The 25,109-nt window shown below is 53.6% G+C and carries 38 protein-coding genes; 22 read left to right on the forward strand and 16 right to left on the reverse strand.

Going from position 1 to position 25,109, the window contains the following annotated elements:
* Window positions 1-31: 31 nt before the first annotated feature.
* The 6 genes from IFT57_RS08340 to IFT57_RS08365 all read right to left on the reverse strand — a co-directional run bounded on the left by IFT57_RS08340 (window position 32) and on the right by IFT57_RS08365 (window position 3,782).
* Window positions 32-448: a hypothetical protein gene (locus tag IFT57_RS08340; protein ID WP_192151170.1), complete on the reverse strand. Its 417-nt coding sequence runs from the start codon at window positions 446-448 to the stop codon at window positions 32-34.
* Between the two features lie 70 nt (window positions 449-518).
* A complete protein-coding gene (locus IFT57_RS08345; RefSeq protein ID WP_192151172.1) occupies window positions 519-1,085 on the reverse strand; it encodes a hypothetical protein in 567 nt (188 codons plus the stop codon).
* 60 nt (window positions 1,086-1,145) lie between these two features.
* Window positions 1,146-1,670 carry a hypothetical protein gene (locus IFT57_RS08350; RefSeq protein WP_122530938.1) on the reverse strand — a complete coding sequence of 175 codons (525 nt, stop codon included), beginning with the start codon at window positions 1,668-1,670 and terminating at the stop codon, window positions 1,146-1,148.
* A 284-nt stretch (window positions 1,671-1,954) separates the two neighbouring features.
* Window positions 1,955-2,521: a hypothetical protein gene (locus tag IFT57_RS08355; RefSeq protein ID WP_122530937.1), complete on the reverse strand. Its 567-nt coding sequence runs from the start codon at window positions 2,519-2,521 to the stop codon at window positions 1,955-1,957.
* Window positions 2,522-2,805: 284 nt separating this feature from the next.
* Window positions 2,806-3,039 (reverse strand): hypothetical protein, encoded by a 234-nt coding sequence (locus IFT57_RS08360; RefSeq protein WP_122530936.1) that lies wholly within the window; start codon window positions 3,037-3,039, stop codon window positions 2,806-2,808.
* A gap of 29 nt (window positions 3,040-3,068) precedes the next feature.
* Window positions 3,069-3,782: an SIMPL domain-containing protein gene (locus IFT57_RS08365; protein WP_122530935.1), complete on the reverse strand. Its 714-nt coding sequence runs from the start codon at window positions 3,780-3,782 to the stop codon at window positions 3,069-3,071.
* Between the two features lie 142 nt (window positions 3,783-3,924).
* Here IFT57_RS08365 and IFT57_RS08370 point away from each other — a divergent pair, with 142 nt between their 5' ends.
* Window positions 3,925-4,560, forward strand: a complete 636-nt coding sequence (locus tag IFT57_RS08370) for a hypothetical protein (protein WP_192151174.1) — start codon at window positions 3,925-3,927, stop codon at window positions 4,558-4,560.
* 208 nt (window positions 4,561-4,768) lie between these two features.
* Here IFT57_RS08370 and IFT57_RS08375 read toward each other — a convergent pair whose 3' ends face one another.
* Both IFT57_RS08375 and IFT57_RS08380 read right to left on the reverse strand, forming a co-directional pair.
* Window positions 4,769-5,008, reverse strand: a complete 240-nt coding sequence (locus tag IFT57_RS08375) for a hypothetical protein (protein WP_163020465.1) — start codon at window positions 5,006-5,008, stop codon at window positions 4,769-4,771.
* Between the two features lie 223 nt (window positions 5,009-5,231).
* Entirely contained in the window at window positions 5,232-5,663 is a 432-nt protein-coding gene (locus IFT57_RS08380) for a hypothetical protein (protein WP_122530933.1), read from the reverse strand.
* Between the two features lie 224 nt (window positions 5,664-5,887).
* Here IFT57_RS08380 and trxA point away from each other — a divergent pair, with 224 nt between their 5' ends.
* The 14 genes from trxA to IFT57_RS08450 all read left to right on the forward strand — a co-directional run bounded on the left by trxA (window position 5,888) and on the right by IFT57_RS08450 (window position 12,659).
* Window positions 5,888-6,202: a thioredoxin gene (trxA, locus tag IFT57_RS08385; RefSeq protein ID WP_122530932.1), complete on the forward strand. Its 315-nt coding sequence runs from the start codon at window positions 5,888-5,890 to the stop codon at window positions 6,200-6,202.
* 82 nt (window positions 6,203-6,284) lie between these two features.
* Window positions 6,285-6,539, forward strand: coding sequence for a CopG family ribbon-helix-helix protein (locus tag IFT57_RS08390; protein ID WP_122530931.1), 255 nt, complete (start codon window positions 6,285-6,287; stop codon window positions 6,537-6,539).
* A complete protein-coding gene (locus IFT57_RS08395) occupies window positions 6,514-6,768 on the forward strand; it encodes a hypothetical protein (protein ID WP_122530930.1) in 255 nt (84 codons plus the stop codon). Before IFT57_RS08390 ends, IFT57_RS08395 begins: the two co-directional genes overlap by 26 nt.
* Before the next feature lie 10 nt (window positions 6,769-6,778).
* On the forward strand, window positions 6,779-7,402 hold the full coding sequence (locus IFT57_RS08400) for a hypothetical protein (RefSeq protein ID WP_122530929.1): 624 nt from the start codon (window positions 6,779-6,781) through the stop codon (window positions 7,400-7,402).
* An 18-nt stretch (window positions 7,403-7,420) separates the two neighbouring features.
* Entirely contained in the window at window positions 7,421-7,948 is a 528-nt protein-coding gene (locus IFT57_RS08405) for an SMI1/KNR4 family protein (RefSeq protein WP_122530928.1), read from the forward strand.
* A gap of 7 nt (window positions 7,949-7,955) precedes the next feature.
* Window positions 7,956-8,222, forward strand: a complete 267-nt coding sequence (locus tag IFT57_RS08410) for a hypothetical protein (protein WP_163020464.1) — start codon at window positions 7,956-7,958, stop codon at window positions 8,220-8,222.
* A 13-nt stretch (window positions 8,223-8,235) separates the two neighbouring features.
* Window positions 8,236-8,670 (forward strand): hypothetical protein, encoded by a 435-nt coding sequence (locus IFT57_RS08415; protein ID WP_122530926.1) that lies wholly within the window; start codon window positions 8,236-8,238, stop codon window positions 8,668-8,670.
* A gap of 270 nt (window positions 8,671-8,940) precedes the next feature.
* Window positions 8,941-9,474, forward strand: coding sequence for a 3'-5' exonuclease (locus IFT57_RS08420; RefSeq protein WP_122530925.1), 534 nt, complete (start codon window positions 8,941-8,943; stop codon window positions 9,472-9,474).
* A gap of 64 nt (window positions 9,475-9,538) precedes the next feature.
* Window positions 9,539-10,615, forward strand: coding sequence for a hypothetical protein (locus IFT57_RS08425; RefSeq protein WP_192151176.1), 1,077 nt, complete (start codon window positions 9,539-9,541; stop codon window positions 10,613-10,615).
* A 9-nt stretch (window positions 10,616-10,624) separates the two neighbouring features.
* On the forward strand, window positions 10,625-11,137 hold the full coding sequence (locus IFT57_RS08430) for a hypothetical protein (protein ID WP_122530923.1): 513 nt from the start codon (window positions 10,625-10,627) through the stop codon (window positions 11,135-11,137).
* Entirely contained in the window at window positions 11,131-11,331 is a 201-nt protein-coding gene (locus tag IFT57_RS08435) for a hypothetical protein (protein WP_122530922.1), read from the forward strand. The genes IFT57_RS08430 and IFT57_RS08435 overlap by 7 nt, the downstream gene beginning before the upstream one ends.
* A gap of 44 nt (window positions 11,332-11,375) precedes the next feature.
* Window positions 11,376-11,768 carry a hypothetical protein gene (locus IFT57_RS08440; RefSeq protein WP_241032668.1) on the forward strand — a complete coding sequence of 131 codons (393 nt, stop codon included), beginning with the start codon at window positions 11,376-11,378 and terminating at the stop codon, window positions 11,766-11,768.
* Window positions 11,769-11,796: 28 nt separating this feature from the next.
* Window positions 11,797-12,177: a hypothetical protein gene (locus IFT57_RS08445; protein ID WP_122530921.1), complete on the forward strand. Its 381-nt coding sequence runs from the start codon at window positions 11,797-11,799 to the stop codon at window positions 12,175-12,177.
* 11 nt (window positions 12,178-12,188) lie between these two features.
* Window positions 12,189-12,659 carry a hypothetical protein gene (locus tag IFT57_RS08450; protein ID WP_241032667.1) on the forward strand — a complete coding sequence of 157 codons (471 nt, stop codon included), beginning with the start codon at window positions 12,189-12,191 and terminating at the stop codon, window positions 12,657-12,659.
* Window positions 12,660-12,708: 49 nt separating this feature from the next.
* On the opposite strand, the gene IFT57_RS08455 is transcribed toward IFT57_RS08450, so the two are convergent.
* The 6 genes from IFT57_RS08455 to IFT57_RS08480 form a co-directional block, all read right to left on the reverse strand.
* The gene (locus tag IFT57_RS08455) at window positions 12,709-14,199 is read right to left on the reverse strand and encodes a hypothetical protein (protein WP_122530919.1); all 1,491 of its coding nucleotides are present in this window, start codon (window positions 14,197-14,199) and stop codon (window positions 12,709-12,711) included.
* A 160-nt stretch (window positions 14,200-14,359) separates the two neighbouring features.
* The gene (locus IFT57_RS08460) at window positions 14,360-15,235 is read right to left on the reverse strand and encodes a Fic family protein (RefSeq protein WP_122530918.1); all 876 of its coding nucleotides are present in this window, start codon (window positions 15,233-15,235) and stop codon (window positions 14,360-14,362) included.
* The gene (locus tag IFT57_RS08465; RefSeq protein ID WP_122530917.1) at window positions 15,232-15,657 is read right to left on the reverse strand and encodes a hypothetical protein; all 426 of its coding nucleotides are present in this window, start codon (window positions 15,655-15,657) and stop codon (window positions 15,232-15,234) included. The genes IFT57_RS08460 and IFT57_RS08465 overlap by 4 nt, the downstream gene beginning before the upstream one ends.
* A gap of 3 nt (window positions 15,658-15,660) precedes the next feature.
* The gene (locus IFT57_RS08470) at window positions 15,661-15,912 is read right to left on the reverse strand and encodes a hypothetical protein (protein WP_122530916.1); all 252 of its coding nucleotides are present in this window, start codon (window positions 15,910-15,912) and stop codon (window positions 15,661-15,663) included.
* 1 nt (window position 15,913) lies between these two features.
* A complete protein-coding gene (locus IFT57_RS08475; RefSeq protein ID WP_122530915.1) occupies window positions 15,914-16,162 on the reverse strand; it encodes a hypothetical protein in 249 nt (82 codons plus the stop codon).
* On the reverse strand, window positions 16,155-16,916 hold the full coding sequence (locus tag IFT57_RS08480; protein ID WP_122530914.1) for an ATP-grasp domain-containing protein: 762 nt from the start codon (window positions 16,914-16,916) through the stop codon (window positions 16,155-16,157). Before IFT57_RS08480 ends, IFT57_RS08475 begins: the two co-directional genes overlap by 8 nt.
* A 486-nt stretch (window positions 16,917-17,402) precedes the next feature.
* Between IFT57_RS08480 and IFT57_RS08485 the strand changes: the two genes are divergently transcribed.
* The 4 genes from IFT57_RS08485 (at window position 17,403) to IFT57_RS08500 (ending at window position 20,832) form a co-directional block, all read left to right on the forward strand.
* Entirely contained in the window at window positions 17,403-18,611 is a 1,209-nt protein-coding gene (locus IFT57_RS08485) for a hypothetical protein (protein ID WP_122530913.1), read from the forward strand.
* Between the two features lie 806 nt (window positions 18,612-19,417).
* Window positions 19,418-19,759: a hypothetical protein gene (locus IFT57_RS08490; RefSeq protein WP_122530911.1), complete on the forward strand. Its 342-nt coding sequence runs from the start codon at window positions 19,418-19,420 to the stop codon at window positions 19,757-19,759.
* Window positions 19,760-19,808: 49 nt separating this feature from the next.
* On the forward strand, window positions 19,809-20,291 hold the full coding sequence (locus IFT57_RS08495) for a hypothetical protein (RefSeq protein WP_122530910.1): 483 nt from the start codon (window positions 19,809-19,811) through the stop codon (window positions 20,289-20,291).
* Window positions 20,292-20,370: 79 nt separating this feature from the next.
* A complete protein-coding gene (locus IFT57_RS08500; protein ID WP_244657275.1) occupies window positions 20,371-20,832 on the forward strand; it encodes a hypothetical protein in 462 nt (153 codons plus the stop codon).
* A 42-nt stretch (window positions 20,833-20,874) separates the two neighbouring features.
* On the opposite strand, the gene IFT57_RS08505 is transcribed toward IFT57_RS08500, so the two are convergent.
* Window positions 20,875-21,858, reverse strand: coding sequence for a hypothetical protein (locus tag IFT57_RS08505; protein WP_342030338.1), 984 nt, complete (start codon window positions 21,856-21,858; stop codon window positions 20,875-20,877).
* Window positions 21,859-22,033: 175 nt separating this feature from the next.
* Here IFT57_RS08505 and IFT57_RS08510 point away from each other — a divergent pair, with 175 nt between their 5' ends.
* The 3 genes from IFT57_RS08510 to IFT57_RS08520 are packed head-to-tail and all read left to right on the forward strand — an operon-like array spanning window position 22,034 to window position 23,457.
* On the forward strand, window positions 22,034-22,348 hold the full coding sequence (locus IFT57_RS08510) for a hypothetical protein (RefSeq protein WP_122530908.1): 315 nt from the start codon (window positions 22,034-22,036) through the stop codon (window positions 22,346-22,348).
* The gene (locus tag IFT57_RS08515) at window positions 22,345-22,938 is read left to right on the forward strand and encodes a hypothetical protein (protein WP_241032664.1); all 594 of its coding nucleotides are present in this window, start codon (window positions 22,345-22,347) and stop codon (window positions 22,936-22,938) included. Before IFT57_RS08510 ends, IFT57_RS08515 begins: the two co-directional genes overlap by 4 nt.
* Before the next feature lie 27 nt (window positions 22,939-22,965).
* Window positions 22,966-23,457, forward strand: coding sequence for a hypothetical protein (locus IFT57_RS08520; RefSeq protein ID WP_163020463.1), 492 nt, complete (start codon window positions 22,966-22,968; stop codon window positions 23,455-23,457).
* Window positions 23,458-23,461: 4 nt separating this feature from the next.
* On the opposite strand, the gene IFT57_RS08525 is transcribed toward IFT57_RS08520, so the two are convergent.
* Window positions 23,462-25,045 carry a hypothetical protein gene (locus IFT57_RS08525; RefSeq protein WP_122530906.1) on the reverse strand — a complete coding sequence of 528 codons (1,584 nt, stop codon included), beginning with the start codon at window positions 25,043-25,045 and terminating at the stop codon, window positions 23,462-23,464.
* Window positions 25,046-25,109 lie beyond the last annotated feature (64 nt).

Here is a 25,109-nt window from a genome sequence, read left to right on the forward strand (position 1 = left end):
ATGACAATTTATTCATTATTCACCGCAGGCGTCATTCCCTTGCCTTAATCGGAGGGGTTTGTTGGTCTTGGCGAAGGTAGGCTGGCGTCTTATCGACTTGAATAGGCGGGGTGGCGAACAAAGCTTTATACGCCTGAAGCTGCTCAAGGCGATGGTCGATCTCACGCCCAATGTCTTCGATCATCATCGCGATGGATGCCGGAATGTCCGCTTCAAGACACAACACCATGCGAGACGGCGTATCGCCCCGATCGTTGCGGATAATCTGGTTGAACTCCGACGCTGGCTGGGTGAAACCGCCGTAACGGCTGTATACCCCGTTTTCAAGTTTGGCTGGGTAGCGCTTGGTTTCCACCCGTGGCTGTGTGTCTCCATAGGTCGAGGTCAGAACCAGCCTGAAATAGGCGTCGGGATGCAGAATTTTGCAGGAATGGGGAGTCGTGGTCATTGGTTGCAGGCCAATCAAAAGTGGTGCGGCAGTATTACATCTAACCTGAGCTTATTCCATATATTGACAATCAACCGATCATTCTTTTGATCAGGTCAAGCTCGAATGCCATGAAAGGCCTGCGTTGACCGTCCACGTTCCTGAGCAGAGTTGCCACCTGTGGCCGCAGCTGGGATCGACTCCATCCCAATTTCACAGGCAGCAGCCAGGTGTAAGCGCCAGCGCTCTCAGAATCTGCCAGGTTCTTTAACCCTTTGTCGGTCAGGAACTTCTTGCCGGCAATGGTAATGCTGCACTCAACGTCAGCCAAAAAACCCGGTGGGGAACGTCTATTGAGAATGGAATAGCCGCCAGCACCCGCCAGGAACATCAAGGCGCAGGGGATCTGGATGCCGTAATAGGCTTCATCCGGCGCCAGTGGCAATCCGGTAAATGAGATAGCCATCAGGTAGGCCAGTACAGACACGAATCCGCACAAAGTGAAAATGGTATTGACCAAGGCCTTACGCTGGGCGGCAGATGCGCACTCTTGTCTCACTGCCTCCAGGAATAGCCACTGGTCGTGGGACACGGGGCTATTGCAATACTCATCCATAGATTTGTAGATGGAGAGCTTTCTTATATCGGTTGGAGGCATGCGTTAGCGGTCTCTGTTCTTGATTCCCCTTGGAACCTTGTTAGGTATGGGCTGTGGCTTCTATGGCAACAGTTCTAGCGCCGTTCGATAAATAAGGTCTAGATGGCCGGGGTTCTGGCGCAGCACTTCTCCTCGGTCATCGCAGGCGCCCAGAAACCGCTCGCGTACGTGCAATGCCAAGCAATTATCAGTGGAAAGGGTGGTGCTGTAAAAGTGAAGGTCGGCCTCCATTTTCTTCAGAACAAAGTCTGCCTCCACTTTGTGAGCAAAACGCGCTTGTTCAGTCGGTATCGGCAAGCCCTGATCGCGCAGCGCCAGGATGTCGGTAAGGCCTGCATGCAGCACAAGCTTGAGTTCCTTGCGTACCTGACGATCGCCAGTGGAAGCTGCGAAGACCTTCTGGACGTTCTCCATATCTGCAGCTTCAAAGGCGATAAGCGATGCGTGACCAGAAACCAGTAGGGACAGAATGCTCGGGCGAATTTGAGCCTTGGTCAGCGCTGTCTGCTCGGTTAGCGCAAATGATTCTGCAGTCAAAACCCAGGGGCTCATTGGCGAAGCTGCCTCGGAAACGTTCTGGAGCATGGCAATGCCTATCTTGTTGAGGTATATCGCGTGGGGTGCATGAGCCCGGAACAGGATCAGGAGAGCTCAAGGATTCGGTCTCTTCAAGAATCAAACGCAAGTCTGAAGCGAAGGTGCTCGAAGCTGCTGCCTGGGATTCTATATTACCCTGAGCATCCGAGATGGCGGCAATGGGTGTAGGAGTGTCAGGCAAACTGGTGTTCATGGGGCACCTTGAAATTGAAAGTGGGCCCAGAGTATCTCCTTGAAGCCCCTTGTGTCAATTTAGAGCTAAACAGAGCGGGTCAGTAATCAGGCCCTTGCAGCAAGGCGCAAGTGGGATCCTGGCTGCACGAGCTCCAGTCGCCTGCATCGGTTGCCATCCCAAAGCCGATAGCAATGGTGAGGGCAGAATAGGCCGAGAATCCAAGAATCCAGCGCCACTTGCGCTTCTTTATTTCGATCCAGCAGTTGCCAAAGCCAAGGACTCGTTGCATACCCCCCAGCCCGACAAGCACTGTTCCAAGCGTAATCCAGGCACCGAACCCCCAAGTAGCTGGGCCATCCAACAACAAGGTCAGCAGGGAGAGGATCAAGCCCGGCAATCCGGAAAGCATTGTCAGCACAGATGCCAGCCCAGGACGAACGCTGTCCAGGTAATCGAGCCGTTCTGAGGCCAGTGCTTCAACACGATCCCTTACCCCCACCAGGTAATAGGCGGGTGCTTCTCCGGATGACACCTGAGCTTCGGCATAGCCGATCGCACCACCCTTGAGTTCTGACACCTCTGCCCTTCCAGCAGTGCTTATGCGCGCAATCCGCATGAGGATAGCAGGATGGGTCTCCAGCTTGGCGGGAGCTTTCGTGGACATGGTCAATATCTTTGTTCAATTAAGGTGTAAAGAGCATATTCCAAAGCCAGGGTCATTGATAGGGCAAGCGCTCCTACAAGACCATCGCTCTACCTGATTGCTCCCTTTGAACCAAAGGCGTAAACCAGAGGGAAAGGTGATTTAAGGACTTTTTTGAATCCAAACCCACGGGCTTTAGGGTAAAGCGAGCGGGAGAAAGGGCTTGGCCATCTTGAAGGGTTGGGGCGGCAATGATGGTGGGCTTTGAGGGGTTGCCGCCTACTGGCGAATCAGCGACCTCCCCCCTACCTGCCTCTGACTGTGACCGTCAGGATGCATTGCTCTTGGACAACCATCTGGTGCTGGCTGTTGAGCCCGCGAGCCAAGACTATTTCCCCCTGGGCCTTGCTCACGACAATGCCCTCAAGATCAAAGGGCTTGAGGTTTTCGACCGATATTTTAACCCAGCTTTTGCTCTCGATAAGCCAGGTGTAGAAGAGGCTTGGGTCGTTCAGGACGTGCTCGGGTATGGTGCTCAAGAGGGTGCTCGCGTGGGTTTGATAGGGAATCAGATATCTGGTGTTTGGCTGGCGGTGAAGGAACCTGACAGATCCACGCGCACCTTAGACTCTCCCGAATCCATGGCTCCTGGCGCTGACATGGAGGCCACTTTCGCCCGCATCATCACTACCGGGGCACCGCCTGAGGTGTATGGCCCGTTGAATGAAAGTTCATCAATCTTGATTTCAGCCTGACCGAGCCCTGTGCCCACGACCTTGGCGCGGTGATTGATGTTTTTCAGGGCCGTATCGTACAACTCATCACCTACCGACTGCGCAGCCTCGTCCGAAAGAGAGTAGCTAATACTGCCCACACGCACAGGGGCCTTGGGGTCTTTGAGGACTTGCTCTACCAGGTCGTACAGCTCCGCGAACGATTTGGATTGAAGCTGCACGCTTGCTTGCTCACTCCACCCGATCACTTGAGGGTCGCCTTTGGAGTCGTCACGATACAGAGGCTTCACGTTTCGAGTGACAGGCTTGAACTTGACGCCATCGTGCCCCTTTACCCTTTCAGAGATGTGGCTCAACGCCTGATTGGTCAAGGAGTAGAGCACCTTGGTGTTCGCGGAGGTGCTTTCGGTCAAAATCACCACTGTCAGCGTGTCATTTGGGACGGCTCGATCCGCAGATGCCTGCAAATTGAATTTTGTTTCGGCATGGGCAGAGGTGGCAATGCAAGCAAGCAGAGCCAGCGAGGTCAACCAGGATGTGTGGTGCATGAGGATCTCCTGTAGGGGTTGCAGACTAGCCACACTCGTTGGCTTGGTCAATTGATATATCATATAGCCATATATTGGGCGGCGGCTGTATGCTTGGAATTGTGCTGCACAGGCAGTTTTATAGGAAGCCAGGGCAGGCAAAATGTTCACCGAACTATTGGCTGTGCCGGCAACAACCAGCCCTCAAGTATTCTTCGATCCAAGTCGGAGCATAGTCCAATCTACCAGAGACAAAAACTTGAAAACAGCGCCTGATAAAGCTCCAGAAGACCTCATTTCTCTTCAGGACTTTCTGTGTGGTGCCGATGGGGCAGACCCCTGGTGCCGGCAGCACTTCGACGATTATATCCACGACATTGACGTTCACTGGGACGAAGAGGGTATGACCACCCTCAAGGATGGCTACTGCCTTGCACCTTCCTCGGACGCTATGCTGCTGCTCAAGCAAAGAGAGTCGACCTTCGACGTAGTCGGCTACTACGCCACCCCAGGCGCTGTTTGCATCCAGGACGGTCATCAAGGCCGGGGATTGGGCGCCGAGCTGATTCTGGCCACCTACGAGTGGTTGGGTGGCCCGCCCACGGCAGGCTTGGATGAACAAAGCTTCAGCAAATCTGGATATGCCGCGCACATTGCGGCGTGGAGGCTGGGTGTTCAGCGGGGTCTGATCATCGACCCAAACGCCGTACCCCAACAACGCCGTAGGCGTAACGAGCAGGACGTCGAACCCGGCTTTTGGCTCTTGGGCGGCGCCAGCCGCCCGCTCTTTATAATATAAGATTCTCGCCGCAGGCGACCTTCTTTTGGCTGACGACAGGAAGCCTACAATTCTTCATCCTGTACAACCTCTACGATCTTACAATGCTTTTTTACAATGCTCTTGATCTACAATGCCTTTCTAAAATGCCGTACCTACAACAGTCTTTTAGAGACAATTGACCTTCAAAGCCTTACCCAACAGCCTCTAGGATCAGAATTTTTACCTTTCAGACCCCAACAGAAGAGTCGGCCTTTTGCTTTCCAACAGCATTTCTTTCCGCAGCCAGCCTATCAAAAAAGCCATTGACCCGAGCTTCATCCCAACCATCAGGCGTTTCGGCATTCAGATCGCCGCCCTGACTGACAATATGATCAGCATAGGCCCATCCCGAAGCATAGAGGTCGGTGCACTTGTCAGGGATTGGCAGTAAAAGTGCTTTGGTCTGAGTGGTGGCTGTAATGGTCATGGTAAGGTTCCTCGTAATGCATAGACGCATTGGGTGTCTGAAATATATCCCGTGTAGCTCCTTTCCCCAAGCAGATTTGAGATTTTAGCCTTTGCTTTGTGAACAAAAGGAGGGATGGTGGTTCGATTCTGGCAAAAATTGCAGGCCTCTTGCTTTGCTCAAATCCCCACTTCCCGTCCAACCTCCCCGCCTAGCCCCGCTGTAGAAGGCTGGGCAGAAAGAATCACTGCAGGCGCAGGGACATGAAGACTTGTCCGTCTTCAGATGGTTTGAGATCGGAAATGCTGACCGAAGCGACGGAGTCTTCACCCAACAGCTTTTTGAGGGCGGTAGTGAGGTGCGCTTCAATGTCACCGATCGAACACTTGCGCAGTGCATCAGCCGGGGTCAGGGACTTCAGGTCTCCCGTTTCAGCATCCAGGCGATTCTGAGCCCAGCTCACCAACACCTCGACACGCGGGTGCTCACCTTTGTTGTTTTCGCGCCAGCGCTTGAGGCCCGCCACACTCACCTGTCCGACCTTGGCGATTTGCTGGTAATCCATGTGCAGATCAACGCGAATGGCCTCGATCAAATCGCTTGTGCCGACGGTCATGCCGCCTTCGGTGCGAACGGCGGACAGGGCTTGTTTGAGTTGGTTTGGAAAGGATTTCATTGGGCCACCTGTATGATTGGTGTTGGTTTGCGTGCCAGAATAATCACACACTACGATCGTACTGTCAACACACTAATTGCACATCAAGCGTTTTGTTCGCAGTCATGATCAAGCATGCCAGGGCATCTTCATGCCTGCCGCCTATGATCCCCATGCTTTCAATTGATGTGTAAAACGAGTTATGGTGCGCTATTCTTGAATCCAAGCCAAAAATGGAGCACATCATGTCTGACCGCATCATCAACATCACTGCCGACAATTTCGAAGAGCTGGTTCTGCGTTCTGAAAAGCCGGTTCTCGTCGATTTCTGGGCTCCTTGGTGTGGCCCCTGCAAGATGATGGCGCCCACGCTCGATCGCCTGGCTGATGAGCGCGAGGATATGGTCATCGCCAAGATCAACGTCGATGAGGTAGGAGATATCTCGGCCAAGTATGGGGTGCGTGGTATCCCCACCCTGATGCTGTTCAAGCAGGGTGAAGTTGACCGCACCAAGGTCGGCGCTCTTTCGGGCGAGCAACTCAAGCGATTCCTTGCCTAAAAGCCCAGCAATATTGACACGAATATCCGCTTGTGTGACAGTGCATACAACGCATACATATCACTCAGCGGATATTTAGATCATGCCTGCAACCCTCTCCTTCCGAACCTTGGATGAATCAGCAGAAGCGTTGGACAAGTTGTGCCAAGCGACTGAGCGTGATCGCACCTACCATCTTACGCGGGCGCTAACGCGCTACCTCGAAACTGAGCTATGGCAGGCTGAGGCCGTTAAGGAAGGAATGGCAGATGTCGAGGCTGGGCGAACGATTTCCCTGGAAGACGTCAAAGCCAAGTGGGTGGGTAAGCGCAATGATCGCCTTAACGAACAAGGCTGAAGTTGACCTGCAGGCGCTTTTTGACCTGTATCCAGATGCTTGCGACGCCTTGAATCAGATAGAGGTGCTGCTTCAAGACCCCTCATTAGGGATCAATGGTGTTGTTCCTGATACTCGGGAGTTTTTGCTTTCAGGCACCCTCTTTGCTGCCGTCTACACCAAGCTTCAAGGCTGGATCATCGTTCTACGAATCCTGCCTCAACGCTTCATTCAGAAATCAGCCCCTTGAGGTAAGCGTTATGAGTAGCGCGCAAAGTCAGGAAGAAACTGCATTCACCCACGATCCTGTACGACCTGTTCGCACTGATGTGCTGGGCGAGGTGGTTTTCATGGCTCGTTGGAAAGAGCTTATGGATACTCATCTGGACTTTGAGTACGACATCGACCCTCCCAACCAGATGCTTAAAAAGATCCTGTGGGATGTGCCTGGTCAATTGACCGAACGGCATGCGCAAGTCGGCGCCAGCCTCATCCGGTGGCTGGGCACTAATAACGGTCGGGCATTCCTTGAGCAGGCGGATGATATGTCCATCCTTTTGCGCAGTCGCGAGCGAGGCTATGTTGCAGCCTGGGCACTCCAGAACGAACGGCGCCTTTCTACCTGTTACGGCTGGCGCACCATCGAGGCCGTGCTGAGCCCGGTTCAGCTTCACGACAATAAGGTGGAGCGACCACTCCTCAGCTTCGATGACGCCGAGACAATTGAAGCTCTGATCGGCTGGCTGGGCAGTGAAAAAGGTGAAGCCTTCGTGGTTCAATGCCGCAAAGAAATCACCAAGCAACAGAAGATCAACCGAGATATTCTCCAAGAGCAGCACCGTCAGCAGCTTCAGGCATCAAACCGGGCGGCAGCAAATCCCTAATTCAGAAGTGAATTCGACATGACTCAAGCAACCCAGCCTTTGATGTTCCCACCTATCCTTGCCGAACTGCACAAGCTGCCGTTCGAGCACAAAGATGGGGATGGTATTGACTTCGAGCCATTCCAGGATTTCTTGGATGCCTCAAAAGTGGAGTCCTTCCTCAAGGAGTGGACAGGAAACGACGAGATCAAGGCAGACAACTTCGCCGTGTTCGGTCGTGATAGTTTTGGTGGGCTGGTCGGCTTTTGGATTATCGATACCGAGAAGGCCGTTGAGGATCAACCGATCATTTTCCTGGGCCTCGAAGGTGAGCACATGGTGGCTGCCAACAACCTGGATGACTACCTCTGGCTTCTGGCAGGCAATCACGGAGCTCGCGAAGCGCATGAGTTCATCCACGATCATTTGCCACATGATGAAAACTTTACTCGCTTTGCCGAACAGCACTCATCCAGTGAGAAGCGTCCTCCATCGGTGATTGTGCGCGAGGCTTTTGATACCCACATCGACCGTTTCTCCCGCTGGGTCAACACTGTTTGCAGGTAACGTCATTATGAGCGAGCACCTTAGTACTCCTACTCGTTGGCAGCAGTTCAATGTCTGGACTGCTCATCACTTGCCGTGGTTTTGGGGGCGTTATTGGGGCTCACGCCTGATGGCCACCACCTATTACAGCCAACAGCTCAGCGAGGAGCGCCCAGAGATCAAGGGCTGGATGAATACCAAGCGGCATGCGCTGGGGCTCGCACTGTTTCTTTTGCCGGTTCCCCTTCCTGTTCGACCTCAATTTCACAGTCAGCCTGATAATCCGCTCCCATAAAAGAGGAATACCCATGGACAACCGCACGATCAACATTGTCTCTGAGGGGCGAGATGACCTCCGGGCAGCCCTCTCAATTCTGCTTAAAACCCACATCAAGGCCACGCATTATTGCGAATTTCGCCTTGTGGGCGCCAAGCCAGGTGAGACAGGTTACGGTATCGAAAGCTCGATCCTCAAAGAAGACCCTGAAGGCATTCCCACGCTGATTCTTTCAACCGCGCCCATCAAGGGACAGGGTCAGAAAACCATGTTCCCCATGGATCTGGACAATAGCGTGGATAATGCCATGGGCTGGCTGCGGAACGTGGACTACCCTCATGAGCCGGGTATCGATGGCAGTTGCAAGAAGGGCTGGCGGGCTTTCACAGAGTCATGGGGGCATGTACTGGGCTCCCACCATGCCATTGTGGCCATTCAGCCTGAATGGGCTCTCTACGGCAAATAACGGCGCGGCCCGTCGAGCCTGGGGTTAGGTGGCTTCCGTGCTCCCTCGCCGAGCCGCTAAGCGTCTTTTAGGGCGCTTAGCGATTTGACTGCGTGCCCCGCACAGGATTCCCCGATTGTCAGGAAATTTCCCATTTGTTTGACGTGGCGATCCTCTTCTGACCCTCCCGATCCCCCCTAAAAATCCAATGTTGCCCAGTATGAAAATCCTATACCGGACAACACCCTTTAGTGATATATTGAAAGCAAATTCGACTTCGGGATACCGGTCATGAGCGCCGACCATAGCAAAATCACCTGCTTCGACCTGGAAATGTGCTGCTGGGAAGATGCTCGCCAAATTGGTGAGATCATCTCATTTGGCGTTTGCGAACTGGATCTGAAGTCCGGCGAGCTAAAGCGTGAGGCTCATTACTACGTCAAGCCTGTCGTCGACACGGTTTCAGACTTTTGTACGAACCTGACCGGCATTACTCAGCGAGTCGTAAATCGTCAGGGGCGCCCACTGAGTGAAGTGGTAAATTCGATCACGGCCAAGTTCGGCACCAAGCGCCCCTATGTGTCCTGGGGTGATGATGGCGATCACCTGGCCCGAATGGCGCGCCGGCAGAACTTCTACATCCCGAACATGGTGTTTCTGAATGCCGCCCTGCTCTATCAGCTGCGCAAGCGCCACGTCGGCGAAAGCATTGGGTTGAAACGGGCTATGGAACGCGAAGGGTTGGAATTTGAAGGCGATGCCCATAACGCCCTGAACGACAGTCGCAACATGGCGCGACTCATTACTCAAGCCAACTTAATTTGATCCTAGTTTTTTCAATGCCAGGCTTTAGCGGATCAACACAAGATTTTTGAAGGGAAGAAACATTATGGGTGGAAATGCCATGCAGGCCTTCGGCGCCAAGCGCGTAGACGCCGACCTTGCACACCAGAAAGCTTTCGAGGTTAGCCAGGCGCTGGATCAGGTGCTCACTAATCACGGCATCACACGCCTTTGCCATGTAATCAGGGCGTACCGTGAGAAAGCCACCTTCGGCGATCTTGATCTGCTCGTGCAGCAAGAGGCTGTGGACGCCATCGGCCAGAAAAGGATTGTGAACGAGCTGGGTGCACTCCTGGGGCACGATCTCCCCTATTATCAGGTTCACCCCAAAGCCCCGCAGTTTCACACAGCGCTACCGCTTGAGGGCGGCGGGTCGTTGCAGATCGATTTTCAGATGATCCCCGAGATTACCTTCGACTATGCCAAGGACTATTTCGCCTGGAACGATTTGTCCAAGCTGATGCAGATCCTCGGGCGCACCATGGGCGGGATCAACTTCGGCGTGGATGGTCTGAGCCGTAGCGTCAAGCACAAAGGGCAGGTGATCGGCCATGTCACCTTTACCCGTGACTTCAATGAAGCCTTGGACTTCCTGGGTTATGACGTTGAGCGCTTCTCTCAAGGCTTTGACAACCTCGAAGCGATGTATGAGTTTGCTGTCAAAAACACCCGCATCAACAGCTCCATGTATCAATGGGAGAATCGAACATCCCGTGGCCGTGGTCAGGACATGGATCGCCCTACGTATCTGGGCTTTCTTGAATGGATGAAGGGTCGTGACCTGCCCGTGGATGAGCCTGTCGATGATACCGATTGGGTCGCGAAGGCTTATGAGCGCTTCCCTGGAGCCTATGCTGAGCGCGATGCACTTTTCGCTGAGCTGTCGGGGCTGGACAGCTTTCGTGTGCGTTTCAACGGGGGCGTGGTCACCAAGCTCACGGGCCTGAAAGGTGAGAGCCTGGGCATCTTCATGAAAGCCTATCGCAAGCATGAGGGTGAAGATGTCTTCGTCAAAAAAGTGCTGGCCATGAGTGATGAAGATCTCCATGCCCGGATCCAGGCTTACTGGAGCCTGTGCACCCAGCTCCCTACACCATCTTTTGACGATATCACCCCTCGGTAGGAGGTATAAATGCTGATCAGAACCTGTGCCCATGGCTTAAGCCCGAGTGTTGCCGACTTGACCGGGGCGTTCCCTCGAATCGCTTTCGTCAACGCCTCGGCCAAATTGATCGTCCCGCAACAGGTGACGTCCAAGCTGTTGCTGGTTGGCGCTGATGACATCAGCATGGGGGCTATTCCGAGGCTCGCTCAGTGGATCTTGCAGCTGCCGTCCCCCTTGTCTAATGCCTTCAAGCGTCTTTATCTGCATCAGTCGGCGGGCTCGGGTTATCCGGCTGCGCCCATGGCGATTGCAGACGGCCTGAAGATTATCGAATTCATCGACATGCATCAGCATATTCGGTCTCAGGAGCTTTTGATCAGTTGTGAGTATGGCAAGAGCAGGTCTGTGACCCTGGCGGGTGTTCTGGGCCCAATCATGGCCTTTCGCAATGCGGATGAAGCCAGAACACCCAATGCCTGGGTCAAGCAAGTGATGCAGGCTGCCATGAGCCAAAAATCAGAGATGATGAAGAAATGGTAAATTCCGATGAACGCCTCAACGCCCACAAGTCCGGCAATCCGGTACATGTGCGCAGCAACGACATCATGCAGGAATACATTGCACCACTGGGGCTGACAGAGGAGCAACTCAATATGGTTTATGCCACGCTCCAGATCTCCTGGAACAGTGGTTATAAGGCAGGATATAAGGACTGCGAAGACAGAGAGGTTTAACACCTCCTTTTCCCAAGAAATTTTCCTTTTTGAGTGACACTGCAATGCCAACTATTGATGAATCTGAATGGCGCCCTATGGGTAGCGCCCCTTTGGACGGCACCATCATCCTGGTGATCGAGACTGCTAACGGGGAAAACTTCCAAGTGCTTCCTGCCGCCTTCATGAACCACAAAGGAGGACACCCGCAGTTTGGGGAAAAAAAGATCGGGACGATCGGCTGGTGCGCCATTGCGCCTTCCCGACGCACTGGTCAGGGCGGAAACTGTCCCCTTCCTGTGACTTGGCAGCCTCTGTGCTCTACCCCGGTATGTTGGAAGCCTATGCCGGAAACCGAGCCCATGGAGAAACTACTCAACCGCCTGCGTTATGTGATGAGCAAACGAGGAAAGGCCCGAGAAGCGGCATTGATTGAAGCTTTGACCGCTACTGCATAAAATCGCAATATACGGGAAAGGGGTGGTCATGAGCAGAGATATTGCGGTCATTGAGCGGTACGTTGGTCGACTGAACACGGATATTCGCTCTGGCTGGGAGACAGGACTGCTGGGCAAGCAACGCTGTGGGTCTCAACTGATTGATCGTTTCCCTCCCCAGCATCTGATAGGTAACCGTCGTCGCGACTGGTTTGATGGTCAGGGGGCGGCAGCACGCTTTCTTCAGACCCGGCGCACACACTTCCAATACAAGGGCGCCGATGGTGTGCAAGTAGAGTTCTGGCGCAAGGGGTTTGCCAATCGTTCGACTGTGCTTTCGGCTTTGCGCAAGAAGGGGGTGCTTGTAGATGTTGAGGTCACCTATGTCGAAGATGGCAATATTGTTCGCGCACTCTCCTGTGGATTCTGAGGGGCAAGGCATTGAAACCTGACCGCTATTTCATCGACTTTGAGGCATCTGGGCTTCACCCCGACAGCTACCCTATTGAAATCGGCATCTGTGGCCCTGACTTTGAGTTTGAGGCCCTCATCAAGCCTGCCCGGTACTGGGAGCACTGGAGCCACGACGCCCAGGACATGCACGGCATCAGCCGAGAGATGATTGAATCCAAAGGGGTAGCGCCAGAAAGGATATGCCAGGCCCTCAACGAGCGTTTCGCGGGCCAGGTGCTGTGGTCAGACTCTCACCACGACACCCTGTGGATGGATATTCTTTTCGAGGCTGCCAGCATGCAGCAGGCGTTTGAGGTCAAGAACATCATGTCTGAGATCGACATTCTCAAGCTTCCGGATTATCGCAGTGGCGGACAGGATGCGCTGGCGCACCGAGCGTTGGCGGATGCCAAAGAGATCAGAGCATGTTGGTTGTATTACCTTTCTGTAAGCCTATAAGCATACAACCGAGACTTTTTTGTATGCTTATGGGCATTTAAAATGCGAGCTACCCCCTCAAAGCTTTCGCGAGTTCTTCTCGTGGATTCGACTTGATGCCAATGCGCTCAGGCTCTTCACCACGATGAATAGGGAGGCAGAAAATTTCCCCCACTCTCAACCAGATTGCATTGGGCAAGTTTTTACCACTGAGCTTTATGTTCTCATCCAGTGCGTTGACTAATCGAGGGATGGTATTGGCCTGATCGTCATGGCCCGGTACGAACCTGCCATCGAGTGGCCCCTCAAGCGCCTTTAATACCAGGTCTGCAGTTGCGCCAGGCCATATGGGCGTAACGTCATGTTTGTTTCTGTGCGCCACCTGGAGCACGCTAAACGCATGCCCTTCATGCTGGACAAAATAACCCTTGCTGTTAACGTAAAATACGGGCGATTGGAGCTGATTCGCTTCGACCATCGCTATTGAGCGCTGAAGCGTGCTGAGGTTATCGTCTGGATGAGCAAATTTATCGAACACCAGCAACACCAGAGGGGTTTTTGCCGCCTCGATTAGCAGTCGAGTTCCGGTCGCTTGCATACCTTCCACAATACCATAGTTGATCCTTTCCCTCCCTTTGATCTGCCACCCCAGTTGCTTCAAGACAGATTCCCAGTTATCAGCCGCTGATTTGCCGGGCTTCAGGGTGGAATGAACAAGGGAAAGATAAACGTTTTTTTTATTCAACCATTGCATATGGGGATCAAGAGGATGGTGGGCCGCAAGTAGATCAAATCCAGCTTGGCTCGCGCCATCAAATGCCTTGTCCAGGTGCATTTGAGCCAATCGGGTTCTGGCTGCTTGCAGCAGCTCTACCCTTTCAGATGGCCCACCGATGTCGATGCTCTCCCCGTTACTTTCAATGATGGAGATAACCTTCTTGAACCAGGCGGCTGCACGGTTTCCGTACGACCCATCCCCGGCCTCAACTAGCCACAGCAGGACATTCCCCGCATTGAACATAGCTTTGAGCAAACCCATGGCTGCAGCCGTTTCGTAGCGCTCTATTGCACCAAGCCAATCTTTCTTTCCGGTAATGTATCCTTCACGCACGATATCGGTTGCATTGGTGATTGCTGAAGCTTTCAGCGACACAGGGCCTTCACCTTTGATGGCCATCTGAAAGTAGCGATCAGCCAGCTTGTATTCCTCCACAGAAGAGGCTCTGAACAGAATTTCATTAGCAGCGTTGTAGGCAAGGTCGTGCCGACCAAACTCCGCAGCTGTCGACCACATGCTCTCGATCTCAGGGCCACTGATGTCATTGGTGACAGCCAGATTGCTGATGTCGTCCAAGATCATTCCCATCATTGGATCTTCCAAAAGATCCGGGCCGCAAGCTTGCGCGGCTTTGAGTGCGGCCTCCTTGATCTTCATGGCATTAATCAGCTGACTTGCTTCATGCCACAGCACCATGGAGGGGTCATAGCTTGATCTTGCCTCAGCCAAATTCTCTACGGCCTTGGAGAGCTGAGAAGAAAGATTGGGTTTTTTGGTCGTCATTAGGATCACCCGCTAGGCTCTAAAAGGCGTGTGCGATCGATCTTCTCCGCACACTGAGGCCTCAATCCTAGTGCCGGCAAGGCGATGTGGCAATTGCGTTGAGCTATTGCAGGGACGGAGAAACATTGACGCAGCTAAAGGTTGTGCTAATCAGTACTTCCTATTCTTGGTCGCTCATTGCAATCATGAGTACACCAAGCATGAATTCAATAAACCCCACCAGCCCCGCCTGACTCAACTGCCCTCGCCCATCCAGATCCCCTCGCCTGGGCTGATCGGCGTTGGCCAGCGATGCATAATACCCCTCACGGCGCTCGTACAGCACTTTTGAGACAGACCAGAGAGATGGTTCAAGCCCCAGACGCTGGAGCTGCAGATGAAGCAGCAGGCGCCCTACCCGGCCATTGCCATCATCGAAGGGATGAACATAGGCCAGCCGGTGGTGGAAGGCGAGACAGGCAATGAGAGCATGACGTGGCTCACGCTGCATCCCATAGGCTTGGTGCATGCGCTTGAGCATTGCATTGACCGCTGTCCAACAGGGCGCCTCGTGTCGACCGACCGCCACCTGCCGCTGGGAATGCGACCTTGTCTGTCCCGGTATCAACCTGCCCCCCGAAGACAGCAACAGATGATCTTGGCTCAACGGCTCGAACAAATACTGATGCAGGCTTTCGATCAGAGATGGCGCGAACACGTCCCCAAGACTGGAATCCCCCACTGGAGAAAACACCTCAAGCTTTTCAAAGTGAGCTTGAGCCCTCATGTGTGCCTGGGCGGGGGTAGGTGGTGTGCTGTATGACTTCCATGGAACGTAGCCAGCCAAGCTCAACAGCCCTGAATCAATGCCCTCGATAAGGCAGCTGAAATGACTGTTGTTGATGCGAGCTTGAGTCACCTTCTCTAAAAGCTGTCCAGGTGTAGTTGAACGCTTGAGGTGATTGGCGCACTCGAAAACGTCTGAGGCTCTATCCAGCAGTCGCAAGCTTACAGGCGATGGAATGAGCGGCTCAAGCCAATGCACCCCGGTGATCACGACAGTGCATCCCCAGAGGCCTGCTCAGGGCGCGCCCGAGTCAATTGCTCGGCCAGTCCATCGCGCTGGCGCACCAGAAGATCATAGGTGGCGCCAGTGGTCTCTTTGGAGCCCTTGAGGTTCCGGGCAAAGGCCAGATTGTCTTCAAGCAGGTCTGCCTGGGTCTTGGCCATCATCGAGTAGAGCTCTGTGATCTGCTCAACCCAAGCCTTTGCTGCTTTGCAATGGGTTCTCCAAGCAAAATCGATCAGGGGCGAGTAGCTCACGTTGCCATCGGCATCTACCTCACGCAGCACATGGCTCACGCCCGCGACTGATTCAAAATAGGCAGGCGATGTCACCAAGGCCAGCAACCTGTCAGGGTCGGCCAGCAACGCTGTATCAGGGAAGCCTTCTGGATTGATCAATAGCTTGGCATGCATGGGTCAGTCCTCTCGGGGCAGGTGATCTTCGAGATCGATGTCGACAGGACGATAGCGGCCCTCAGTAAGATTCGCAGCCATGCTTTCGTGGGTATGCCCTGCAGCGATGATCATGCCATCTACTGTCGAGACCAGAACCAGGCAATCTTTTCCCATGGACTTGGGGTCGTAACCGATGATGTAGCGCTCTGCACGGTTGTGAGAATCAACCTTGCGGCCAGTTTTGACGTCCTGTGGTTCCCATTCAAATTTCATGTCATGCCTCTCTGGTTCTGATTGTCGCGTACTGGGTGAATTTGAAACCCCGGAAGCCATTCAACTTGCCCTGAATCTCTGTGGTGAAATACCAGCCGAATTCGAACATGTCCTGAGCGAATGCAAGCTCGCTCATGCCTTCCGGCTTGATGATCTCAAGACCCTCTGCCATGTCGCTGCGAGATGCCTTAAAACCGGTGCCGTTGTCGCTTTGATAATTCAGAGGCCTATCATTGATCGGTTCAGCCATGTCCCAGCTCCCTTGTCTTGGCGTCAGTCATCAACTCCTGCCAACGCCCCGCCAGCATTTTCAGGTACACATCGGGCTCAACACCCTCGTAGGCACCAATCGCGAAACCTTCATTGCACTCAACCAGGGCGGTTCGGCCATCGTCAAGCACCCCGAAATCGATGGCATGGTGGTCAGTGTAGGTGCCGGTCGTAGCCAAGCGTCGCAGAGCCTCCACCACCATGGCTTCATCAGGCACCACATCAGGATCACCGTCGTAGCAGGCTTTCGCTTGGATTTGCCCGCAAACAATATAAAACCGCCATTCACTTACCCACCTTACCACCTCTGAGCGCCAAACCATCTCGCGCCGAGGTACATGCTTGATCGGGTAGTCATCCCCAGACCGCAGAACGTAGCCGGTAAACAGCTTGGGTCGATCAGCAGGCTTCACAAAACACACCCCGCCCTGCTCGATCTCGTCCAGCACCTTATATAAAGGCAGCTTGAGTACTTTGCGGCATAGAAGGTCGGACAGGATATCGGGGTAGGTATTATCGACCGGCATGCTGACCTTGCTTTGCTGCAAGGCTGCTTTAATGAAAGGCAAGGTGCCCACCACCAGACCTGCATCACGCACATCAACCCTCTGGCGCTGAAGCTGGGAGAGCGAAGCGATGGTGTAGGTTTGCCCACAAAGCAAAAGCCTTTGAGCAACCACCTTTTCCTCATGCTTGAGCTGGTGGCCAGATTTGCTTTCGAGGATCACTCGCATGGACGTCTCGCTGCTTTATATAGAAGGGGGAAGAATTGCCATTCCCTCAATATCTTGGAAACTAGCCACAAATTGCCATTTTGTCAATCTTTAGGCGTCTATTGACAGACATGACAGATGGGAATGCTTCTTGTTGATCTCTACTGTCACCCGTGAGCTTACCAATAGACCGCTTGTAGTTATTCAATTGCCCTATCAGGTCAATTCATTGAAAAATATTGCCTTATCCATGGAACCTTTTATTAAGGACTGCTGCCTCAATGTCTAGCATTTGCTAGGGATGAGCCGAAAGGTCAGGTGCAAAAATATTTTGTTAACCATATATTGACACCGCTTCGGACAACCTATACCTTCAGTCTCAGCTAAGGCGAAAACCACACAGCTCAGTTCTTTTTAGCCAATAATTGAACGAATGTTAGTGGTTGCCAGACAGAGTAAAACCAGCTCGGGCTAGACGCCCAAGCCACCGAATCATTAGGAGTTATCATGAATACGCAAGCCGTGAGCAAGATCCAGAACGAATTCCAGGATCGCGACAGCCTGATTTCTGCCCTGAACCAGCTTGAACCCGTGTGCGCCGATTTGCTGTCCCACATGGTTTTGAAAGAAACCCCGGCCAGCGACATCCAACTGGCGCGCCGTGATCTGCTCAAGGCTCACACTGCGTTGACTGATCTCACCACTGAAATGGAAACACTGCTGGGCCTGGACTTCCTGACCCAAGCAGAAGCTGCTGCTGTGCAGGAAGTGGTTCAAGTGCGACAACTGGCCACCGCCGACTACCATCGCGCCGTAAAGCTTGAAAACAACCTGGCTCGTGCAGCCCGTGAGTTCGCTCCAAAGCTCAATGCCACTTTGCTGAGCAAGCTGACCGGTCTGCAAGGCCAAGTCAAAGTAATTCGCCAAGGTCTGTTTGCCTTGTATTGGGCTCTGCCTGATCTGGGCATGACTTTCAGCGAGTGGAACGGTATGTCCGTACTGCAGCGCCGTGAAATGCGCCCAGCGGGTCGCCCTGCTCTGCCACTGGAAGCCCGTATCAGCAACGCCCAGGCTGATGTTGATCGCCTGCTGATGGATGTCAAAGTCCTGTCCAGCGGCGCCATCAAGAATCTGGAAGAAGCCCTGGCGGGTGTTAAGCTGTCGAACCGTGGTCGCCCTGCTGTTAGCCCGATCGGCAAGCTGGAGCGTCAGGTGGGTCGTCACAAGCGTGAGCTTGAGCGCCTGAATCCTGCTGACTTCCCAACTGCCGCCGAGCATGAGCAGAACCCGCGTATTGGTGACACCTACCAGATGCGTGCTGAGCGTATTCGTGGCCGTATTGACGAAGTGATGGCAACGATCCGCGAACTTGAAGAGGATCTGGAAGGCGTAGCGGTTTACCGTCGCCAACTGGAAAAACTGCGAGCTCGTCACCGCGACCTCGCGCTGTTGGAGCCTCAGGTCAAGGGGGCTGAGCAGGCCAAGGTGCTGTTGGAGATCCTGCTGAACGAAGAAAAACAGCAGGGCATGATCGAAACTATCCACCGCATGGATTCGAGCGCAACTGAGGCAAACACTCACAAGGTGAACCCGAAGGAAACGCGTGATCGCATCAAGCGTCTGGAAATGAACGGTCGCCTGGCTGACTCCGAACTGCTGGTGCTGAGCGAAATCAAGCGCACCATGAACGAGTGCCGCACTATCCGCAGCCGATAAAACCCGGTTGCTTGAACAAAGGTCATGCCTGATCATAAGGGCATGGCCTTTTAATTTGGGAGATTGAAAGTGAAATCCTATAGCCCAGAAACCGACAAGGGGCGCGTAGTGGCTGGGCATGACATCCACCACCGCACCGCCGATCAACCTAAGTCTTGGGCCAATGCTCAGGCCAAAGCCATGCGTCATGCCGCTCGGCAAGAGGGTCGTGATCAGGCTCGATCACGGCTTGAGGACTAAGGCAGAACGACCATCCTCTGCAGGTGGTCAATCCAGACCATAAGCAATGTTGATGCTTTGGCCAAGGCCTCGTTGATTGTCCATATCCTCGTAGAACCAGAAGTCCAGGTAACCCTGGTAATGACGCTTTGAGCCTCTGCGCTCGAAGATGGTGTACTCACCGCACGGATGGTCGCTAATGCTGATGCACTGTTGAGGAACACCTAGGCTTTTGGCGATATAACTGACCTCGCATGGGAAATCACCCGTCACATCGCTGTCGAACTCAAGCGTAATCCGTTACTTGGCAAGCTCCTGAGCTTGAATCCCGCCTAGTTTTTTGGATCGGCCAACATGAAATGGGGTGACACGTGCCATCTGCAATATCCTGTCAAACGCCAGCACAAGGCTGGATATTTCAGGTTATCTGGGCGCCAGTGAAAGCTCAAGCAGCCTATTTAAAAGTTTCCCATCCAGTGTTATTGTCTATATTGAATATCCCTGATGACAAGGAATCCAAATCATGACCTTCATCTGCGCCCAATTCTCGAATCTTCGATCTTTACCTTCAATCGGAGATTCTCATCATGGCAAGAACACTGCGTCGGGGAAAACCCTCGGCTAATCTGCATCATTACCTGAACCTGGACGTTGTCTGGGGTGAGCGAGACTGCTACAGCCTCAGCCGACCACTGTGGAAAGACGGTGAAGACGACCCCAGAACCTATGCCCAGTACGTGACCCAGTCGGTCAGACGACACCACAGGGACAGGCGCAGCAACACCGGACTGCCCCGCTACGTCAGAAAGCTCGATGTCGATCGGCAAAGCCGAGAGCATAAACAGCTGATTTTGAAAGCGGTGCGCACCCAGGATTTCGATGTGGCCCTCACTCGCATGGCCCAGCAAGCATCCTGGGCCTACTGGTAACAAACCTGGCCAGCCGGCTATGTCGAGCTGGCCTTCTTTGGAGAGCCTCATGCTGAACTATCCTCCCGTGCCACCTCGTCGCAAGAGACGCCTGCCCGACAGCGAAGCCTTCAAGATCACCTGCCTGATGATTGCGCTGATCTTGATGCTGATTGGCGTGTTCATCGGAGCCATCAACACGAAAACCGAAGAGGTGGCAACTGGCAGGCCTTTGCAGATCATTCGCGGCCACCTGCAGGAAATCGAAATTCGATCCGGGGGCAAGCAACGCATGATCGAAGAATCGATGAACAGAGGTAAATTCAATCTGGTCAATGAGGATGGCTCCCTGATCATGCAGGCCGGAGGCCCTAATCATGGCCAGATGTCACGAATTTACTACGATCATTCGAGCAACTGCCTCTACCTGCAAGAACACCTGATCAGAACCACCTATTTCGAACGTCGCGTTGGTTATCACCAGTACACGACCTTTGAGGGTGCCCGAACACCCAATCCTGACAATTCCTGTCCAGAATTTCCGGTCGACTGACCATTACCAGATAGGCCAACGGGCATGATGCCCTTGGAGCTTATCAACCACCACCACGCCATACTGCCTGGCATTTCAGATGATCACGATGAAAACAGAAACATCCATTTCACCAACCCGACCCAAAGCCTGGTTTCACACTGGCACAATACTAATAGGCCTATTGTTCGTTCTAATCAGTATCGTCGCGGGCTCGATCTTTTATGCGGTGAGCAACACCCACACCGAGGAAGTCAGCACTGGTCGTGGCCTGGATATCATCCAGGGGCGGCTTGAAAGAATTAGCGGATACAGGAACACAACCGCAGGGTATGCGATCATTTCTGATGAAGGACGAGAGGAGGCGCGAGTCAGCCGAACGCCCTACAGCAGCGAGGTGGTGAGCAATTTCTACGAGGGTAGCTTCTGCATCTATCTCCAAGAGCACCTGGTTCGCACTACCTACCCCAGCTCAAAAACTGATTACCGCCAGCACACGACGTTTGAAGGGATTCGAGACATCAATGCGGATGGCAGTTGCGAAGCATTCCCTTTCGACTAGCGAGCGAAAGGGAAAGGTGTTCTCTAAGCAGATGCATAGCCCCTAGAGACTGGGGGCTTCAATTTCCTTTTCCTTGTGAGTGCCAAAGGCCTTGCGCAGCTCAATGAGCGATGCGGCCTTTTCACTCGCAATCTTGTCGTCCATTACCTTCCAGTAGTCGGCATTCATCTCTGCCATCATCTCGTTATGCCTGGGGTTCTTGAGGGCTTCGCGCTCTTGCTCAGGCAATGCATCATGCTCCAATCTTGAGTTCACCGCTTCACGGAACATGGCTTCGGTGTAGGGCTCGTCAACCTTGCTGATCAACAGCTGGGCCAAAACGCTGCCTGACCCATCAAGGGTCGGAATCTCAAAGCGGTGCTCAGGCAAGTCCCAATTGGTCATCCGATCGATGGCCATCATCAGGTTATGGGTATTGAGCTTGTGCTGAATGTTCGAAAAATGGCTGTAGATGGCGCCGATAAGCGCGTACTGCGGCTTTCTGCCGTGAGAGTCATCACCGTAGTGCAGATTGTGCAACGCCAACTGCTCAACCAGGCTCAAGGAGCGGTGAGTTTCGATCTTGCTGCCCGCGAAAGCTTCGTTATCGGCCTTCAGGGCATAATCAATGTCAGCCTCATCATTATCTACCAAAGTTTTGAAGGCTTCCCAGCCTGCCGGCACTGCGCGAGCCACATCAGGAAAGCTTCGCTCCACCTTGATCTGTGCGGCTTTCACCTGGCGCGTGTAGTCCCATTTGCGATCCACGTCCAGGCCAGCCTCGGCGTAGTAGGAGATGTGCGTCAAAAACGACGACAGCGCCTTACTGGGCCCGTCGAACATCGGCGCATAGGCCTTCTCAATGGGGTTTTCCATCAGATTTCCCAACAGCTCACGCCGACGATCCGCAATACCCCTGGTATAGGCCCCAACATCCAGCCCATCAAAAGAGGCGCGGCTGTCGTGGAAAGCAGCTTCCTGTACAACCTTCACAAGGGCTGGCAGGTTCTCGACAGGCTCCCATTTGCTGGCGATGAAGTTGGCCACTGCCTGGATTTCTTCGGCGATTGAGAGGTCAGTTCGAAATGGCTTCACGTGGGGATCCTTTTTTCTAAGCATGGCGGTTGAGCGACCGCTCGGGCAACAATAGCGAACAATAGTGATATATTGACATTATGCGACTTTGAAGTATATTGATTCTATACACCACAGGGGAATTCCCATGCCCACTCGCTATAAAGTTTTTGCCCTGGTTCTGGCCAATCTCGCTGCTGGCGCTGTTGTCTACGATCTGATCGAGGCACTGCACGCCAACTGGGCCAAGATGGTGATGTTGATTGCCACACAGCGCCCCAGTGAGGAGATCATTGATTTCATGTCGATGGGCTTCAAGATGTCCGTGCTCTGCACCTTGATGGCCTCTGCAGCTTTTGCTTACCTGTTCGCCTGGAGCATGGCTCACTTCGCCCTTTGGCAAACCCAATATAAGCGTGACAGACACAGGGCTCAGCGACTGAGTGAGGGAGCCCTGCCATGAACATGGTCACTGACAATACCAGTTGCCCGGTCGTGCGCCGCAACATCGAGACCTTTCACCAGTCAGTGTATTTGGGCGGCGTACACTCGATGGAGTCGTTCGAACGACCTATCTTGTGGATCCAGGAAAGTGAAACGCGGGTGCTTTATCTGCACGGCGGCAAGGTGTTGCACAATGGCCCTGATTACGGCGATTACTATGGCTACCTGACTTCGTTCATCAACAGAAACGAGGACGACGACAAGACAAGTGAGGCCAAGACCTTCGGCATTACGTGCCAAAGCACCCTTGAAATGCAGTTGGTGACGCGCATTCATCAAATTCCCATGATCGAAACGGATGCTGACCGCCAGGAAAATGCGTCGCGGGCGACCCGAGGCTTGAAAACCCGGCAATACACGCGAATTCCTGAAGACTGGCGCAAAGAAATGGCCTGCGAGCACAGCCCGTCCGGCAAATACTACCCAGGCCTTGAGAAGGTCATGGTGGTTGAAGTGGTGACCTGGTCGAGCAAGCGCACAAAAGAAGAAAATCAAGCCTTTGCTGCCGACTTCATTCAAGAGTGGGCTGTCGAGCAGATGCCTTCCTAACCCCTTTCAATTCTGAACGAGAACTCCATGACCCCTTCCGGCATTCCAGTAAATTACCACTGCACTGTCACTGGCGTGACGTTTCCTACAATCTACAGGATCTATCATCCGGTGGCAGTGCGAGGTTTGCCAGGAGAGCACTCTTCTATTGTGCATAGCCATGAGTTCAACCTGGCGCCGGTATCTCAACACGGTGTCGCCGGTAGCGTCCCGGAGTTTCGGGTCGATGAAGTGCGCCGCCTTGGGCCTGGCGCAGGCGTTGACCTACACCTCAATCGTTTCGACAGTCAGGACAAGGCCACGGGCTTTCTACTGGCCGTCAAATACCTGCAAGAAGACTCGCCAGCCTATCCATCACAGATCGCAACGGAACATGGCTTTTTCGTGCTGATGGCTGTGAAGTCAGAAAAATCAAAGAACCGAGTTTTCTTCAACGTCTTTCAGGATGGGCAAGACCGTCCAAGCCAAGCAGTCTTCAACCAGAACGGGGAGTGCGTGGGTCACCCCTCCGACTGCTAAGTCATCAAAGGCCAAGGTCAGCTGCCATGTAGGCGTCCCGGAATGATGCGGGCGCCCTTGGGCCCAGCTGCCGCAACTCTTTAACGCCAAAGCCGAACACATCAAACAGCTTGCTGGTGACCTTCTGCTGATCCACCATCTCATCGAGCACGAGCGCCTTGAGGTGCGGGCGGGCATCGAACAAAGGCTTGAGCGGCGTGAAGCCTGTTGATCCTGCGATTCTCTTCTCGTTGTAGAAGGTGGAATCGATCTTGGCCAAGCCCGCTGATAGCAGCGACACAACAGTTTGGTCATCATATTGCTCCAGCACCTGGGTAGAGAGCATCAGCTCTGCGACCCTGGACAGGCGAAAAGCGCCCTCATAGTTCCTGAGCATCTCTGCGCCCCGCTCTTCGATCATCTTGAGGGGGTGGGTGGATTGCAGCAGTACGTTCGACTGGATGCGCCCATCAAGAGACCCGTGAATCGAGGTGTCAAAACTGATGCCATAACCCATTTCCTTGAAATACCTGATCATGGGAGTAACAATGTGAAAGGTGCTTGTGGTTTCGTCGCTGCTGGAAAACAAGTGCATAGGGCCCTTGAGGGTCGACGCGAATGCCTGGCTGAGCGGATGACCAATCAGCGCCTTGTCCAAAACGATGCCTTGCAGCTCCTCAGGCTTTGCGTCAAGCAGCTTCAGGCCGGCAGTGAAGGCACTGAACAAGTTGATCAGAACTTGGCGCTTGAGCGCTTCGCTGAATTCTTTGTCCTGGGTGACCTTGCTGATCAGGTAGTCGATCGTCGGTGACACTTCATCCAGAATACTGATGTTGTCATAGTCCATGTCCTTGAGCCTGTAGCCCATGTTGTAGACCAGGTGCATGAACGCCTTCTCGATGCGCTGAACCGCCGCAATGCTGGGCAGACCGTTCTGCTCGCCCTCCTCCAGCAACTGGGCAAAGGTTGACTCAGGTGGATCAAGGTAGTGATCAATCGCCGCGTGGAAGCTCTCCAGCGTCCATTTGGGGGCTTTTCGAGAGTCCAGGCGAAACAAGGTGTAGATCTGCTCTTTGGAGAGCTCCTGGTAATCCGGAGATGACTCCGAAATGTAGTCGTAGCCGTTGACGAGCCCTTCGGCGTCCTCCTGCATGGAGCACGACAACGTATCCAGCGGAAACCCGTGAATATCACGCACGTTATCCGAAATAAGCTTGGTGTAGAACCTGCGATCGGCAAGGCTTGGAAACTCACAACGAAAATGCAGCGAGTGCAAACCGTTCATGGCAACGTCTTCAGCCAGGCGCATCTGATCAAAACCGTAGAAGTCCTCGATCTTATCCAGATCCACACCTTCCTGAAAAATCATGCCCAGCAAATCCAGCCGACCTTCTCCACCCTCATCGAACGCATCAGTAGCTGCGCATCTGCGCTCGTTCTCCCAGTCCTCGTGCAGCATTTCATCGCTGGTGATGATATCAACCGCAAAATCGTAGGGCTCTGCCTCGGCTTGAGCGAAGGCAAGCATGTCTTCGGCCATCACTTCAAGGTGCTGTCGGCGCTCGCGGGTCAAAAGATCGGTACTGGCGGTGCGGAAAAATCGGCTCATGGGTCAGGCTCTCCTATGCTTCAATAATGGCAGGTGAGAGAACCTGACTTCCAGCATTGCCGGC

Source organism: Pseudomonas sp. CFBP 13719, assembly GCF_014842095.1.
GTDB lineage: Bacteria > Pseudomonadota > Gammaproteobacteria > Pseudomonadales > Pseudomonadaceae > Aquipseudomonas.